The following is a 15,693-nucleotide window of genomic DNA, read 5'->3' on the forward strand; positions in this document are numbered from 1 at the left end:
ACTGCTATTTACGTGGATAAAGCTCTTTGCGCGAATAGGGTTCGATGTCACCCTCTTTACGGGTCTTCAGCAGCTTGAGGATCCACGTGTACTGCTCTGGATGCGGGCGAACAAACACTTCCACCTCTTCATTCATCCGGCGAGCCAGCTGGTGATCGTCTGCCTCCAGCAGGTCATCCATCGGCGGACGCACATAAATCTCAAGCTTATGCGTTTCACTGTTATAAACCGGGAACAACGGCACCACGCGGGCACGACACACCTTCATCAGCCGGCCTACCGCAGGCAACGTCGCCTTATAGGTAGCGAAGAAATCGACAAATTCGCTGTGCTCTGCACCGTGATCCTGATCGGGCAGATAGTAGCCCCAGTAACCATGACGTACTGAACTGATAAACGGCTTAATCCCGTCATTGCGGGCATGCATCCGGCCGCCATAGCGGCGACGGGCCGTATTCCAGGCATAGTCCAGCAGCGGGTCGCTCTGGTTGTGGAACATGGCCGCCATCTTCTGGCCTTCTGACGCCAGCAGCATGGCGGGAATATCCACCGCCCAGCCGTGTGGCACCAGGAAAATCACATTCTGCTGCTCAGCTTTCATCTGGTCGATGATTTCACGACCATGCCACTCAACGCGCTGCCGGATGCGCGCAGGATCGCGCAGCACCAGCTCGGTCATCATTGTCATCGCCTGCGGCGCTGTCGCAAACATCTCATCGACCAGCGTGGCGCGCTGCGCTTCACTGAGTTCCGGCAGGCAATAATAGAGATTAATCAGCGCGCGGCGACGTGCGCCCTTTGCCAGCTTACCGGCAAACCGGCCTAACCGGCCCAGCAGCGGATCGCGCACTTTCGGCGGTAAATAAGCCAGACCCGCCAGCGCACCTATTGCCAGCCAGCTGCCCCAGTACTTAGGTTTGAGAAAAGAACGTTCAAAAACGGGAATAAATTCAATGTTATTTTTTTTACGGGTTTCCATGCACTCGCCTCAAGCAATGACCGGCTTATGATAGTGACGACCTGAAAATTTGCAATCATCCTGCGCCAGATAGCAAAAAACCGACGGAGAAGCCGTCGGTTTTTGCGCGATTTGACGAAATTCGCTTACTTCAGACCCAGCTGGGGCAGCCAGGATTTAACCTGTGCCATGTAATCGCTGCGATCTTTGCCGGTCAGACCTTCCATGCGCGGCAGCTTCGCCGTTAATGGGTTAACCGCCTGGTTATTGATCCAGATTTCGAAATGCAGATGCGGGCCAGTGGAGCGTCCGGTGTTGCCAGACAGTCCGATGCGGTCGCCGCGTTTCACTTTCTGACCTGGTTTCACCAGCACTTTCTTCATGTGCATATAGCGCGTCATATACTGACGGCCATGGCGGATAGCGACGTAGTTACCCGCGGCTCCGCCGTTCTTCGCTACCACAATCTCACCATCACCGACTGCCAGCACCGGCGTACCGATTGGCAGCGCAAAGTCGACGCCTTTGTGCGGCGCAATGCGGCCGGTTACCGGGTTAAGACGACGCGGATTAAAGTTGGAAGAGACACGATACTGCTTAACCGTCGGGAAGCGCATAAAGCCGCGTGCCAGACCCGAGCCGCTGCGATCGTAGAACTTGCCATCTTCCGCGCGGAATGCGTAATAATCTTTACCGCCGCTGCGCAGGCGCACGCCCAGCAACTGACTCTGCGCACTCTTACCATCCAGCATTTCGCGTGACATCAGCACGCTGAACTGGTCACCGGCACGCAGCTTACGGAAGTCCATCTGCCACTGCATCGCTTTGATCACCGCGCTGGCTTCGGCACTGCTCAGTCCTGCACGCTGGGCGCTGGCGGCAAAACTGCCACGCACTTCGCCCTGCATTACGCTGTTGCGCCATTCGCCCTTCTGCATCTCCGCATCCATCTTAAAGCCACCCGCTGGGGTGCGCTCATAGGTGCGGGTTTCACGGCGGGAAATTTCCCAGCTCAGGGTTTTCAGGCCGCCATCATCATCCAGCGTCCAGCTAAGCTGCTGACCGACCTGCAGATTACGCAGATCGCGATCGCTCACCACCAGCGCATTAATGTCACCGATGTCGATGCCATACTGATTAAGGGCACTGCTCAGGGTATCGCCAGATGACACGGTGTAGTCATGCACCCCTGCCGTTTCGGGCGCGTCGGTGTCGACATCATCCGCAGGCAGCTCTTCGTCCGGTTCCGGTGTGCTTTGATCGATCGGCTCACTGGCTTCCGGCAACAGCGTGCGAAGCGTGTTCTTATCCAGTTCAATGTTCTTAACGATGGGCGTCACATCATCCGTGGGATGATAAACGTAGGGCCGCCAGACAGCGACGGCCAGAGTGACTACAGTTAAAGAACCCAGCATTACGCGGTGGGGGCGCGGCAAATTATTAAATGCGAGGGCGACAGAGCGGGCTATCTGCTGCACTTTTACCTATTCCTCATGCTCCATTCAGGCAGCTTTCATACTGGCTCGACAGTTGTGAGAGGAATTTCACATAGCTGTCTTTGGCTAAGCTGATGTCCGTGCCCAGGGGATCAAGCGTGCCTTTACGCACCTGTGTTCCGCGGGAGACAGCATCGATGACTGCTGGCCTGAATTGTGGCTCAGCAAAGACGCAGACCGCCTTTTGCTCAACCAACTGTGTTCGTATCTGGTGTAAACGCTGAGCGCCCGGTTGAATTTCAGGATTGACGGTAAAATGCCCGGCGGGCGAGAGACCGTAGTGCTTTTCAAAGTACGTGTAAGCGTCGTGAAAAACGAAATATCCTTTATTTCTGACCGGAGCAAGTTGTGCGCTGACGCGTTTGTCCGTGTCCGCCAAAGCTACCTCAAACTGCTGGAGGTTGGCGTCAAGTTTGGCTTTATCTTGCGGCATAAGTTCCAATAATTTTCCATGGATTGCAACCGCGGTTTTGCGCGCAATCTCTGGCGACAACCACAGGTGCATATTAAACTCGCCGTGATGGTGATGATGGGCTTCAGCATCCTGATCTTCGGATTTTTCCGCTGCATGTTCATCTTCATCTTCACCACCACTAATCAATAACGGTTTTACCCCGTCGATGTTCACCATCGCGAGGTTTTTTTGAGCCGGAAGTTCAGCCGCAGACTTTGCCATAAAGGCTTCCATTTCTGGCCCGACCCAGACAACTAAGTCCGCGTTTTTTAAGCGTTTTGCATCAGATGGCCGCAGGGCATAATCGTGTTCGGACGCGCCGTCTGGCAGCAGCACCTCGACCGGTGTAACGCCATCAGCAATAGCTGCGGCGATAAAACCTACCGGTTTGAGTGAAGCCACGACATTCGCCTGGGCAGGAAGGGTTAACAAAGCTGAAACAGATAAAGCAGTCAGGGCGAAAATTGTGCCCTTTTTATTATGTAACATATTGCGTCATTCCATCGTGACCATGAGGTGGAATGTGATATTATAACATTCGAAATTCTGTGCAACCTGTAAATACTATGACCTCACTTGTCACACTCGATAACGTTTCCATAAAATTTAACCAGCGCAATGTGTTATCAGGCGTCAGCCTGGCGTTGCAGCCTGGTCGCATCCTCACCCTGCTGGGTCCCAACGGTGCCGGAAAATCTACGCTGGTGCGTGTGGTGCTTGGCCTGCTCGCCCCTACAACCGGTTCGGTTCAGCGTGATCCTGCTCTGCGTATCGGCTACGTGCCACAGAAGCTCCACATCGATCCTACCCTGCCGGTCACGGTTGAGCGCTTTATGCGTCTGACCCGTGGCAGCAAACACGCGGAGATTATGCCGGCACTGAAACGAGTGCAGGCGGGCCATCTGCTCAATTCTCCGCTGCAGAAGCTGTCCGGCGGTGAAACTCAGCGTGTGTTGCTGGCGCGCGCCCTTCTGAACCAGCCTCAGTTGCTGGTGCTGGATGAACCGACGCAGGGAGTGGACGTGAACGGTCAGGTTGCCCTGTATGACCTGATCAATCAGTTACGTGTGGAACTGAACTGCGGTGTGCTGATGGTTTCCCACGATCTGCATCTGGTGATGGCAAAAACCGACGAAGTGTTGTGCCTCAACCACCATATCTGCTGTTCCGGCACGCCGGAAGCCGTCTCGCAGCATCCCGAATTTATCGCGATGTTTGGCCCGCGTGGCGCGCAGGAGCTGGCGATCTACCGTCATCATCATAATCATCGTCACGACCTTCAGGGACGTATCGTTTTACGCAAAGGACAGGGTTCATCATGATTGAGTTGTTATTACCGGGCTGGATAGGCGGTGTGATGTTAGCGCTGGCTGCCGGTCCGCTGGGTTCGTTCGTCGTCTGGCGTAAGATGTCCTACTTTGGCGATACCCTGGCGCACGCGTCTCTGCTCGGCGTAGCCTTTGGCCTGCTGCTGAACGTGAACCCCTACTATGCGGTGATTCTGGTGACGGTCTGCCTGGCACTGGGACTGGTCTGGCTGGAGCGTCGTCCGCATCTGGCTATCGATACCCTGCTGGGCATTATGGCGCACAGCGCGCTGTCGCTGGGCCTGGTCGTCGTCAGCCTGATGAAGAATGTGCGCGTCGATCTGATGGCGTATCTGTTTGGCGATCTGCTGGCGGTGACGCCAGACGATCTCTGGATGATGGGTGGCGGCGTGGTGATTGTGCTGCTGGTGATGGCGTGGCAGTGGCGGTCGCTGCTGTCCATGACCATCAGCCCGGAACTGGCGCAGGTCGATGGCGTCAACATCCAGCGTACCCGGCTGATTCTTATGCTGGTCACGGCGCTGACGATTGGCGTGGCGATGAAGTTTGTGGGTGCGCTGATCATCACCTCACTGCTGATTATTCCGGCTGCTACCGCACGCCGTTTTGTGCGCTCGCCGGAAGGCATGGCGGCCGTCGCGGTGGTCATCGGCGTGATCGCCGTCACTGGCGGTCTGACCTTCTCGGCGTTTTACGACACGCCTGCCGGGCCGTCAGTGGTGCTCTGTGCCGCCATCCTGTTTATCTTCAGCATGGTGCGCAAACCGGCTGTGTAATTACTCTTCGCGCGTAATGCCGAAGTGACGATAAGCATGCTGCGTGGCCAGACGGCCACGCGGTGTGCGCTGAATGAAGCCCTGCTGAATCAGGAAGGGTTCAATCACATCTTCGATGGTTTCACGCTCTTCACCAATCGCCGCAGCCAGGTTATCCAGCCCTACCGGCCCACCCATAAACTTGTCGATGATCGCCAGCAGCAGTTTACGGTCCATATAATCGAACCCTTCGCTGTCGACGTTAAGCATATCCAGCGCACTGCAGGAGACCTCACCGCTCATATCACCATTCGCCCGAACTTCAGCGAAGTCACGTACCCGGCGCAGCAGGCGATTAGCGATACGCGGGGTGCCGCGTGCACGACGAGCGATCTCTAATGCCCCTTCGTCACTCAGCGCCAGTCCCAGACAGGCGGCACTGCGTCCTACGATGTGCTGCAGATCTTTAACCTGATAAAACTCCAGACGCTGCACAATGCCAAAACGATCACGCAGCGGCGAGGTCAGCGAGCCTGCACGCGTGGTGGCACCAATCAGGGTGAACGGCGGCAGATCGAGCTTGATCGAACGCGCCGCCGGGCCTTCACCGATCATGATATCGAGCTGATAATCTTCCATTGCCGGATAGAGCACTTCTTCCACCACCGGTGACAGGCGATGGATCTCATCGATAAACAGCACGTCATGGGGTTCAAGGTTGGTCAGCATCGCCGCCAGATCGCCCGCCTTCTCCAGCACCGGACCCGATGTGGTACGCAGGTTCACGCCCATCTCGTTGGCCACGATGTTCGCCAGCGTGGTTTTCCCCAGACCTGGCGGACCGAAGATCAGCAGATGATCCAGCGCATCGCCACGCAGCTGGGCGGCTTTGATGAAAATCTCCATCTGCTCACGCACCTGTGGCTGACCGACATACTCGGTCAGCATCTTCGGACGAATGGCGCGGTCGATTATCTCTTCTTCGTTAATGCTGGCAGCGGAGACCAGGCGGTCGGCTTCTATCATGACTTACCTCAAATGGCGGCGCGGAGCGCTTCACGGATCAGGGTTTCACAATCCGCATCCGGTCGACCGACTTTACTGATCATACGGCTCGCTTCCTGCGGTTTATAACCCAGTGATACCAGTGCTGCAACCGCTTCAGATTCCGCATCGTTGGTTTCCGGCTCGGCGCTCGGCGTGGTGAGCGTAAAGGCCGAATCGCCGCCAAACAGGTCGCCGTGCATCCCTTTGAAGCGGTCCTTCATCTCGACGACCAGACGCTCAGCGGTCTTTTTACCTACGCCAGGCAGTTTCACCAGTGACGCGATCTCTTCTTTCTCAACAGCGGTCACAAATTGCTGCGCCGACATGCCGGAGAGGATCGCCAGCGCCAGCTTGGGTCCGACGCCATTCACTTTTATCAGCTCACGAAACAGCGCGCGCTCCTGCTTGCTGTTAAAACCAAACAGCAGCTGAGCATCTTCACGCACGACAAAGTGGGTAAAAATAACCGCTTCGTGCTGAAGTTCAGGCAACTCATAAAAACAGGTCATGGGCATGTAAATTTCATAGCCGACGCCGTGTGCCTCAAGCAGCACCAGTGGCGGCTGCTTTTCCAGAATGTTGCCCCGTAAACGACCTATCACCTGAATGCTTCCTTAACTAACGAATGTGGCGGATTTTATAACATAAAAAAGGCTGGATGAATATCCAGCCTGAGTGTCTGTTCTGTGCCATGCCCTAACCTGAGCGCAACCGTCCGCGCGTCAGCACCAGCTTGCTGTCACTCATGCGAGCGGCGTTCTGCGCCACATGACAGTGAGTAATGGCTATCGCCAGCGCATCGGCAGCATCCGCCTGCGGGTTTGCTGGCAGCTTCAGCAGGGTTCGCACCATATGCTGCACCTGACTTTTCTCGGCGCTACCGATGCCAACTACAGTCTGTTTTACCTGACGGGCAGCATACTCAAACACGGGCAGATCGTGGTTTACCGCAGCAACAATCGCGGCACCGCGCGCCTGGCCGAGCTTCAGCGCGGAGTCTGCATTCTTCGCCATAAACACCTGTTCAATGGCGAAGAAATCGGGTGAAAACTGCGTGATGATTTCACAGACGCCCGCATAAATCAGCTTCAGGCGGGCGGGCAATTCGGTGGTATTGGTGCGGATACAGCCGCTGCCCAGATACGTGAGCTGGCGGCCGGTCTGACGAATAACACCATAACCGGTGATGCGTGAGCCGGGATCGATACCCAGAATAATCGACATTACGCCTCTCCGGTTAACAGGGTGACAACCGCCATTACAGCGTTTCCGCCACCTCGTCGGAGATCTCACCGTTGTGATAAACCTCCTGCACATCATCGCAATCTTCCAGCATGTCGATCAGACGCAGCAGTTTTGGTGCGGTTTCTGCATCCATTTCCGCTTTGGTGGTCGGGATCATTGCCACTTCTGCGGTATCCGCTTTCAGGCCAGCGGCTTCCAGTGCATCACGCACGGTGCCCATCTCTTCCCATGCGGTAAAGACATCAATCGCGCCGTCGTCATAAGTGACGATGTCTTCGCCGCCCGCTTCCAGTGCGGCTTCCATCACCGCGTCTTCATCCTGACCTGGCGCGAAGGAGATCACACCTTTTTTGTTGAACAGGTACGCCACGGAACCGTCGGTGCCCAGGTTGCCGCCTGTTTTGGTGAAGGCGTGACGCACTTCGCCTACAGTACGGTTACGGTTATCACTCAGGCATTCAATCATGATGGCTGAGCCGCCAGGACCGTAACCTTCATAAATGATGGTCTCCATGTTGGCGTTGTCATCGCCGCCCACCCCGCGCGCGATGGCGCGATCCATGGTGTCACGGGTCATGTTGTTGGCCAGCGCTTTATCCATCGCTGCACGCAGACGCGGGTTGGAACCCGGATCGCCACCACCCAGCTTGGCCGCCGTCACCAGTTCACGAATGATTTTGGTAAAAATTTTGCCGCGCTTGGCATCCTGCGCCGCCTTACGGTGTTTGGTATTTGCCCACTTACTGTGTCCTGCCATGTTAAATATTCTCCGATCTTTTACAGGGTGCAGACTCTCCTGGCTGCGAGCTTATTTACCGTCGGTGCTCAGCCAGGTAAGTGACAACCTGACGGCCCTGAGAGGCGAGCGTTACGCGTTATCCTCACGTATCTGTGTACGCAGGGGATTCGCGCTGACGGTGAACAATTTCGTGGCGAGGATGACGCCTGACTGTTCAATAGGTTGGTGTAGTCCTGTTAAAACTCACCAGATTCATAAAATTTAATCTATCCGCCGCCGGAATACCGGGCGATGGCGAGCATTCAGATAAATTCTTCAATTGCCTGGCGATTACTCCATGATCGGGTTAATGCTGCAGCGTCAGCGGGTGCCAGCCAGCGAAACGCCAGATGCTCGGTCAGCGTGATATTACGCTCTTCCGGCAATTGCAGGCGAAACCAGTGCTCGTGATTATGGGTAACATCCGGCGCATAGCGATGGCGGAAATGGGGGAAGATTTCAAAATCAATCTGACGCTGACAATCCTCTATTTCCAGCTGCTCAGCCAGCACGTTAATGCCGACCTCTTCATGCACCTCACGACACGCGGTTGTCAGCGGTGACTCTCCCGCTTCCAGGCTGCCGGTCACCGACTGCCAGAACGTGGGATCGTCACGCCGCTGCAGCATCAGCACCCGGCCAGTATCGCGCGCCGAAATGACGACCAGCACTGAAACCGGGTGTTTATAGCCCATTATTTATTCTCAGGCTTTTCTTTTTTAACCACCTGGATGCCAAGCTCCAGCAGAGAAGCCGGGTTCGCTTCGCTTGGCGCTTCGGTCATCATGCAGGCTGCCGCCGTAGTTTTCGGGAACGCGATAACGTCACGAATGTTGTCGGTGCCGGTCAGCAGCATGGTCAGGCGATCCAGACCAAAAGCCAGGCCTGCATGCGGTGGTGTACCGAACTTCAGCGCATCCAGCAGGAAGCCAAACTTCTCGCGCTGCTCATGCTCTTCAATACCCAGAATGCTGAACACCGTCTGCTGCATTTTGCCGTTGTGGATACGCACTGAACCGCCGCCAACTTCATAACCGTTGATCACCATGTCATAAGCATTCGCCACGGCACGTGTCGGGTCGGCTGCCAGTTCTTCTGCGCTCATCTCTTTTGGTGCAGTGAACGGATGGTGCATGGCGGCCAGACCGCCTTCCTCGTCCTCTTCGAACATCGGGAAGTCGATCACCCACAGCGGTGCCCAGGCGTTCTCATCGGTGATGTTCAGCTCGCGGCCCACTTTCAGGCGAAGCGCACCCAGTGCGTCAGCGACCACTTTTGCGCGGTCAGCACCAAAGAAGATAATGTCGCCATCCTGCGCGCCGGTACGGCTCAGAATGCCTTCAACGATCTCTGCATTCAGGAACTTGGCAACCGGACTCTGCACGCCTTCCAGGCCATCTGCACGGACGTTAACCTTCATCCACGCCAGCCCTTTCGCGCCGTAAATCTCCACGAATTTGCCATATTCATCAATCTGCTTACGGCTCAGCTGCGCACCCGTCGGTACACGCAGCGCGGCAACACGGCCTTTTTCGTCGTTAGCCGGGCCAGAGAAGACCTGGAACTCCACGTTTTTCAGCAGGTCGCCAACGTCCACCAGCTCCATCGGGTTACGCAGATCCGGCTTATCGGAACCGTAGCGATGCATCGCTTCCGCAAAGGTCATCTGCGGGAACGCACCGAGATCTATGCCCTGCACGTCCTGCCACAGATTGCGGATTAAACGCTCCATGATTTCGCGCACCTGTGGCGCAGTCATAAAGGAGGTTTCTACGTCGATCTGGGTAAACTCTGGCTGACGATCGGCACGTAAATCTTCATCGCGGAAGCATTTTACGATCTGATAGTAGCGGTCAAAGCCGGACATCATCAGCAGCTGTTTGAACAGCTGTGGTGACTGCGGCAGCGCATAGAATTTGCCTTTGTGAACCCGGCTTGGCACCAGATAGTCGCGCGCGCCTTCTGGCGTCGCCTTGGTCAGCATCGGGGTTTCGATATCCAGGAACCCTTCGTCATCCATAAAGCGACGGACAAAGCTGGTGATTTTTGCGCGGGTTTTCAAACGCGTCACCATCTCAGGGCGACGCAGATCCAGGTAGCGGTATTTCAGGCGCGCTTCTTCGCTGTTGGTCTGGTTGGAGTCCAGCGGCAGTGGCTCAGAGCGGTTGATGATGGTCAGCGCCTGGGCAAACACTTCGACTTCGCCGGTCGCCATGTCGCTGTTTTTGTTCTTCTCATCGCGTGCGCGCACAGTACCGGTGATCTGGATGCAGAATTCGTTACGCAGTTCAGAAGCCAGCTTAAATGCGTCCTGACGATCGGGATCAAAAAATACCTGCACGATGCCTTCACGGTCGCGCATGTCGATAAAAATCAAACTGCCCAGATCGCGACGGCGGTTTACCCAGCCGCAAAGCGTGACTTGCTGACCCACATGAGACAGATTGAGCTGTCCGCAATATTCTGTACGCATAACACTATCCTTTTAACTTCGCCGCTGCAGCTGACAGCATCCGGCCGCGTTACCTGATGCGATGCTGTCGCAAAAATGGCGGCCATTATAATGGAAAAAGCCAGACAGGATAAGCAGATCAGCGCCAAAGCACCGATTTCCTGTGTGCATTTGCCCCTCAGCCTGACCATAGCGGATAATGAGGTCACTTAACCTGCAGCCAGGAGCGCGCGTGACACTTCGTATTGGCCTGCCCCAGTGGCAGCATTCACACTGGAAACGCTGGGGTATCGAAAGCCTGGCGGACTATGCCCGCTACTTCCACTGCGTAGAGGGAAATACCACCCTCTATGCGCTGCCGAATGCTGAAACGGTGATGCGCTGGCGCGACATGACCCACGATGCATTTCGCTTCTGCTTTAAATTTCCCAACACCATCAGCCATCAGGCGGCGCTGCAGCATAGCGATGATCTGCTGACCGATTTTCTGCGCCTGATGGAGCCGCTGGCCGATCGTATCGGTCAGTACTGGCTGCAGCTGCCCGCCAGCTTCTCCCCGGCACAGCTCAATGACCTGTGGCGTTTTCTGGATAGTCTGCCGCGCCGTTTTCACTATGGCGTTGAAGTGCGTCATCCGGCTTTCTTTGCCAAGGGCGAGGCGGAACGGTCATTGAATCGGGGCCTGCTGGCGCGTGGCATCAATCGTGTAATCCTCGATAGCCGTCCGGTTCACGCCTCCACCTCGCAAAGCCCGGCGGCGCTGGTCGCGCGTTCGCAGAAGCCGAGAGTGCCGCCGCATGCCCTGCGAACTGGCTCGCAGCCGATGGTGCGGTTTATCGGCAGCGACAGCGTGGACGAGAGCGTGCCGCTGTTCCAGATCTGGCGTACTAAGCTGGCTGAGTGGCAGCGACAGGGCGACGCCATGCTGTTTCTGCACACGCCCGATATGGGTCAGGTCTTTCCGCTGGTGCAGGCACTCTGGCCGCAGTTGCAGGAGATCGATCCGGCTATCGGTAACGGACCCGACTGGCCGCAACAGACGTCACTGTTTTGATTGCGTTACAGGACAGCGGGCTGTGCGCCCGTTAGAATCGAATCATTATGGACAGTCGCGGGAGTGGCTATGGTTAGCGCGTTATATGTGGTGATAGGGGCATTGCTGATAATGAAATTCACGCTGGACGTGGTGCGTTACCGTCGGTTCTACCGGGTGGCGTATGGCGATGGCGGCTATCACGACCTGAAAATGGCGATCCGCATTCATGGCAATGCCATCGAAACCATTCCACTGGCGCTGTTTCTGCTGGTGATGATGGAGATGAACGGCGCCGATATCTGGATGGTGCATCTCACCGGCCTGCTGTTCTTTATCAGCCGCCTGCTGCACGCATGGGGATTGCGCAGCAGCGCCATGGCGGGCCGTAAATATGGCATGCTCCTGACGCTGTTTTCACTGTGTGGCATGGTGATTTTCAACCTGATTTATATGCCGTGGGAACTGGTCCTGACGTTCCATTAAGCCAGCCTGGGTTAAGGGGTGCAGCCCGCCCCACTTTCTGCGAGAATAGCGCCCTTTCCGTCGTCTCTTCGGATTTTCGATATGTCTGACCGCGATCAACTCTTCTCAGCGCCCATTGCAAAACTGGGCGACTGGACTTTTGACGAGCGTGTAGCTGAAGTCTTTCCTGACATGATTCAGCGCTCGGTGCCCGGCTACTCCAACATCATTTCGATGATTGGCATGCTGGCAGAACGTTTTGTGACTCCGGACAGCAGGGTCTATGACCTGGGCTGCTCGCTGGGTGCGGCCACCCTTTCGGTGCGTCGCAATATTCATGTGCCGGGTTGCCAGATCATCGCGGTGGATAACTCCCCGGCGATGGTGGAGCGCTGTCGTCGCCATCTTGATGCGTTTCGCGCGGACACACCGGTCACGGTGCTGGAAGCGGATATCCGCGACATTGAGATTGAAGACGCCTCGCTGGTGGTACTCAACTTCACGCTGCAGTTTCTTGAGCCGCCTGCACGTCTGGCGCTGCTGGAAAAGATCTGGCAGGGACTCAAACCGGGCGGCGCGCTGGTGCTGTCGGAGAAGTTCAGCTTTGAAGATGCCGAGGTCGGTGAACTGCTGTTTAACATGCATCACGACTTCAAGCGCGCCAACGGCTACAGCGAACTGGAAATCAGCCAGAAACGCAGCATGCTGGAAAATGTGATGCTGACTGACAGCGTTGAAGCGCATAAAGCCCGCCTGAAACAGGCCGGGTTCTCGCACGCCGAACTCTGGTTCCAGTGCTTTAATTTTGGATCTCTGGTGGCGTTGAAATGATCGACTTTGGCCGTTTTTATCAGCAAATTGCAGTGGGCCCGCTGGCGAAGTGGCTGGAAGTCTTACCGGCGCAAATCAGTGAGTGGCAGCGTGAAAACCTGCACGGGCACTTTCGTGACTGGTACAAGTCGCTGGAGTATCTGCCGCTGCTGGAACCGCAAAAACTGGACCTGCTGCACAGCGTCACCGCCGACCGCGATGACATCAGCGACCGCCATCGTCAGGGGATTGAGAAATTACTGCGTAACCTGATGCCGTGGCGCAAAGGGCCTTATTTCCTCTATGGCACCCACATCAACACAGAATGGCGATCTGACTGGAAGTGGGAACGCGTGATACCGCACATCTCCCCGCTGGCGGGCCGCACAGTACTGGATGTCGGCTGTGGCAGCGGTTACCACATGTGGCGGATGATTGGCGCAGGCGCACACCTGGTGGTCGGCATCGATCCGATGCAGCTGTTCCTGGTGCAGTTCGAAGCAGTGCGTAAGCTGCTGAATGACGATCGCCGTGCGCATATGCTGCCGCTGGGCATTGAGCAACTCCCAGCGTTACAGGCGTTTGATACCGTATTTTCGATGGGTGTTCTCTATCACCGTCGTTCGCCGCTGGATCACTTGCTACAACTAAAAAATCAGCTGGTGAGCGGAGGCGAGCTGGTGCTGGAAACGCTGGTGATTGAAGGCAATGTGAATCAGGTGCTGGTGCCCGGTGAACGCTATGCACAGATGCGCAATGTGTTCTTTATCCCTTCAGCGAAAGCGCTGAAAAGCTGGCTGGAGAAAAGCGGCTTTGTCGATGTGCGGATTGTCGATTTTGCTCTGACCACCACCGAAGAGCAGCGCCGTACCGACTGGATGACCAGCGAGTCGCTGGCTGAATTCCTCGACCCCGATGATCCCAGCAAAACGGTTGAAGGCTATCCGGCGCCTCTGCGTGCCGTTCTGGTCGCCACCAAACCTTAATACCCTAGCGGCGAGACAACGCCAGTTTCGCCGCAAATCCAATAAATACACAGCCGGTCAGACGATCCATCCCCTTCAGCACCGTCGGTTTTCGCAGATGGCTGGCGAAATAGTGGCTGCCGCCAATCAGTACCGCATTCCAGAACAGCCCCAGTAGCATGTGCGCCAGTGCCATCAGTGTGCACCAGAGCGTCACGGACGCCCCCGCCGGAATGAACTGTGGCAGAAAAGTGACGTAAAACACGCCAATTTTAGGATTCAGCAGATTTCCCATTAATCCCCGACTGAAGCAGGCCAGATAGCCCTGCTGATGTGCAGGCTGTTCAGCTGTCCCCACGGATTGCTGACGCGGCTTAAGCAGCAGCTTTATGCCCAGACAGAGCAGCCAGCCTGCACCGATCCACTTTAGCAGGTTATAGGCGATTTCAGAGGCCATCAGCAGCGCGCCCAGCCCCAGCCCAACTGCGATCCCCCAAAGCAGACAACCCAGCGTTACGCCAAGGGCTGTCGCCCAGGCGCGTTGCCAGCCCTGTGCAATGGCGGTTCGCAGCACCAGCGCGGTATCAAATCCAGGTGTGAGTGTCAGAATAGTTATCGCAAACAGAAATGAAAAGAGCGTGGCGCTCATGACGATTCTCCGTTATTTCTCCCGGCAAGGGGTGTTCAGGCAGCTTAACAGCCCATGGAGCAGTCATGCGCGGAATCGACTGCCACTCTGAGTGGATTGTGCCAGGCTGGATCGGGTCGAACCATTCATCTTAAGGAGATGTGATTATGAGTAAATTTATTTTTTCATCACCCCGTAAATATGTGCAGGGCGCAGGTGTGCTTGATGAGCTGGGAACGTACCTGACTGAACTGGGCGATCAGGCCTTTCTGGTGGCGGATGACGTTGTCTGGAAGCTGATTGGCGAACGCACACAACAGACATTGCAGTCCGCCGGGGTGAAATTCAGCTGGCAGCAGTTTAACGGCGAGGCCTCCAGTAATGAGATCACCCGTCTCAGTGCGCTGGCGAAGAGCCAGGGCTGTAACGTGGTTGTCGGGCTGGGCGGCGGCAAAACGCTGGATACGGTTAAGGCGGTGGCGGACGAACTTAAACAGCCGGTGGCCATCGTGCCGACCATTGCCTCCACCGATGCCCCCTGTAGTGCGCTATCAGTCATCTACTCTGACAGCGGCGTATTTGAGAGCTATCGCTTCTACAGCAAAAATCCCGATTTGGTGCTGGTCGATACGGCAGTCTGCGCCAGTGCACCTGCGCGGCTCTTTGCCTCCGGCATTGCCGATGGTCTGGCCACCTGGGTTGAAGCGCAGGCAGTGGCGCGCTCCCATGCGAAATCGATGGTCAGCGGCGATCCGACTCTTGCCGGACTGGCGATTGCCCGCGCCTGCGAAGAAACACTGCTTAAGTGGGGATACAGCGCATACATCGCCGTTACCGAAAAACGGGTCACGCCCGCAGTGGAAGCGGTGGTTGAGGCGAACACGCTGCTTTCAGGGCTGGGCTTTGAAAACGGCGGGCTGGCAGCCGCCCACGCTATTCACAATGGTTTTACCGCCATCGATGGCGATATCCATCATCTCACCCACGGCGAGAAAGTCGCCTACGGCACACTGACGCAGATGGTGCTTGAGCAGCGGTCGGATGAGGAAATTGCGCGCTATATTCGTTTCTATCGCAGCATCAACATGCCGACCACGTTGCGTGAAATGCATCTGGAAAATGAAAGCTGGGAAAATCTGGTGAAAGTGGGGGCACTGGCGAACAGTGAGGGCGATACGCTGAAAAACCTCAACCCTCATCTGTCACCGGAAGATATCGCCAACGCCCTGCTGGCGCTGGATGCCTTTAGTCAGATGGTGAAATAAGCCGCCAACAGGCG

At 56.2% G+C, this 15,693-nt stretch carries 17 protein-coding genes; 7 read left to right on the forward strand and 10 right to left on the reverse strand.

Features of this window, described 5'->3' with window-relative positions; all coding sequences use genetic code 11:
• Window positions 1-4 precede the first annotated feature (4 nt).
• From lpxM to znuA, 3 genes are all read right to left on the reverse strand, one after another.
• A complete protein-coding gene (gene lpxM / locus AC6I8J_RS10765) occupies window positions 5-979 on the reverse strand; it encodes a lauroyl-Kdo(2)-lipid IV(A) myristoyltransferase (protein WP_497825350.1) in 975 nt (324 codons plus the stop codon).
• Between the two features lie 125 nt (window positions 980-1,104).
• The gene (gene mepM, locus AC6I8J_RS10770; RefSeq protein WP_161733122.1) at window positions 1,105-2,436 is read right to left on the reverse strand and encodes a murein DD-endopeptidase MepM; all 1,332 of its coding nucleotides are present in this window, start codon (window positions 2,434-2,436) and stop codon (window positions 1,105-1,107) included.
• A gap of 13 nt (window positions 2,437-2,449) precedes the next feature.
• The gene (gene znuA / locus AC6I8J_RS10775) at window positions 2,450-3,397 is read right to left on the reverse strand and encodes a zinc ABC transporter substrate-binding protein ZnuA (protein WP_095707041.1); all 948 of its coding nucleotides are present in this window, start codon (window positions 3,395-3,397) and stop codon (window positions 2,450-2,452) included.
• Between the two features lie 77 nt (window positions 3,398-3,474).
• Between znuA and znuC the strand changes: the two genes are divergently transcribed.
• Together znuC and znuB are read left to right on the forward strand one after the other, a co-directional pair.
• Window positions 3,475-4,230, forward strand: a complete 756-nt coding sequence (gene znuC, locus AC6I8J_RS10780) for a zinc ABC transporter ATP-binding protein ZnuC (protein WP_013358168.1) — start codon at window positions 3,475-3,477, stop codon at window positions 4,228-4,230.
• Window positions 4,227-5,012: a zinc ABC transporter permease subunit ZnuB gene (gene znuB, locus AC6I8J_RS10785; protein ID WP_098050283.1), complete on the forward strand. Its 786-nt coding sequence runs from the start codon at window positions 4,227-4,229 to the stop codon at window positions 5,010-5,012. The genes znuC and znuB overlap by 4 nt, the downstream gene beginning before the upstream one ends.
• On the opposite strand, the gene ruvB is transcribed toward znuB, so the two are convergent.
• The 6 genes from ruvB to aspS all read right to left on the reverse strand — a co-directional run bounded on the left by ruvB (window position 5,013) and on the right by aspS (window position 10,534).
• Window positions 5,013-6,017, reverse strand: a complete 1,005-nt coding sequence (ruvB, locus tag AC6I8J_RS10790; RefSeq protein WP_013358170.1) for a Holliday junction branch migration DNA helicase RuvB — start codon at window positions 6,015-6,017, stop codon at window positions 5,013-5,015.
• Between the two features lie 8 nt (window positions 6,018-6,025).
• Window positions 6,026-6,640, reverse strand: a complete 615-nt coding sequence (gene ruvA, locus AC6I8J_RS10795; RefSeq protein ID WP_003849207.1) for a Holliday junction branch migration protein RuvA — start codon at window positions 6,638-6,640, stop codon at window positions 6,026-6,028.
• Between the two features lie 94 nt (window positions 6,641-6,734).
• Window positions 6,735-7,262, reverse strand: a complete 528-nt coding sequence (gene ruvC, locus AC6I8J_RS10800) for a crossover junction endodeoxyribonuclease RuvC (RefSeq protein WP_003849205.1) — start codon at window positions 7,260-7,262, stop codon at window positions 6,735-6,737.
• Window positions 7,263-7,296: 34 nt separating this feature from the next.
• Window positions 7,297-8,040: a YebC/PmpR family DNA-binding transcriptional regulator gene (locus AC6I8J_RS10805; protein WP_033732924.1), complete on the reverse strand. Its 744-nt coding sequence runs from the start codon at window positions 8,038-8,040 to the stop codon at window positions 7,297-7,299.
• A gap of 284 nt (window positions 8,041-8,324) precedes the next feature.
• Entirely contained in the window at window positions 8,325-8,756 is a 432-nt protein-coding gene (nudB, locus tag AC6I8J_RS10810; protein ID WP_161733124.1) for a dihydroneopterin triphosphate diphosphatase, read from the reverse strand.
• Window positions 8,756-10,534 (reverse strand): aspartate--tRNA ligase, encoded by a 1,779-nt coding sequence (aspS, locus tag AC6I8J_RS10815; protein WP_222925375.1) that lies wholly within the window; start codon window positions 10,532-10,534, stop codon window positions 8,756-8,758. The genes nudB and aspS overlap by 1 nt, the downstream gene beginning before the upstream one ends.
• 211 nt (window positions 10,535-10,745) lie before the next feature.
• Between aspS and AC6I8J_RS10820 the strand changes: the two genes are divergently transcribed.
• The 4 genes from AC6I8J_RS10820 to cmoB all read left to right on the forward strand — a co-directional run bounded on the left by AC6I8J_RS10820 (window position 10,746) and on the right by cmoB (window position 13,807).
• Entirely contained in the window at window positions 10,746-11,567 is an 822-nt protein-coding gene (locus tag AC6I8J_RS10820; RefSeq protein ID WP_253418902.1) for a DUF72 domain-containing protein, read from the forward strand.
• Window positions 11,568-11,636: 69 nt separating this feature from the next.
• Entirely contained in the window at window positions 11,637-12,032 is a 396-nt protein-coding gene (locus AC6I8J_RS10825; protein ID WP_161733130.1) for an MAPEG family protein, read from the forward strand.
• Window positions 12,033-12,113: 81 nt separating this feature from the next.
• Window positions 12,114-12,842 (forward strand): carboxy-S-adenosyl-L-methionine synthase CmoA, encoded by a 729-nt coding sequence (gene cmoA / locus AC6I8J_RS10830; protein WP_033732927.1) that lies wholly within the window; start codon window positions 12,114-12,116, stop codon window positions 12,840-12,842.
• Window positions 12,839-13,807 (forward strand): tRNA 5-methoxyuridine(34)/uridine 5-oxyacetic acid(34) synthase CmoB, encoded by a 969-nt coding sequence (gene cmoB / locus AC6I8J_RS10835; protein ID WP_497825351.1) that lies wholly within the window; start codon window positions 12,839-12,841, stop codon window positions 13,805-13,807. Before cmoA ends, cmoB begins: the two co-directional genes overlap by 4 nt.
• 4 nt (window positions 13,808-13,811) lie before the next feature.
• On the opposite strand, the gene AC6I8J_RS10840 is transcribed toward cmoB, so the two are convergent.
• A complete protein-coding gene (locus tag AC6I8J_RS10840) occupies window positions 13,812-14,435 on the reverse strand; it encodes a LysE family translocator (protein ID WP_222925371.1) in 624 nt (207 codons plus the stop codon).
• A 146-nt stretch (window positions 14,436-14,581) separates the two neighbouring features.
• On the opposite strand from AC6I8J_RS10840, the gene AC6I8J_RS10845 reads away from it, so the two are divergent.
• Window positions 14,582-15,679 carry a glycerol dehydrogenase gene (locus AC6I8J_RS10845; RefSeq protein ID WP_161733136.1) on the forward strand — a complete coding sequence of 366 codons (1,098 nt, stop codon included), beginning with the start codon at window positions 14,582-14,584 and terminating at the stop codon, window positions 15,677-15,679.
• Window positions 15,680-15,693: the final 14 nt, after the last annotated feature.

It is taken from the genome of Pantoea sp. X-Soil-ISGK-355, assembly GCF_059730805.1.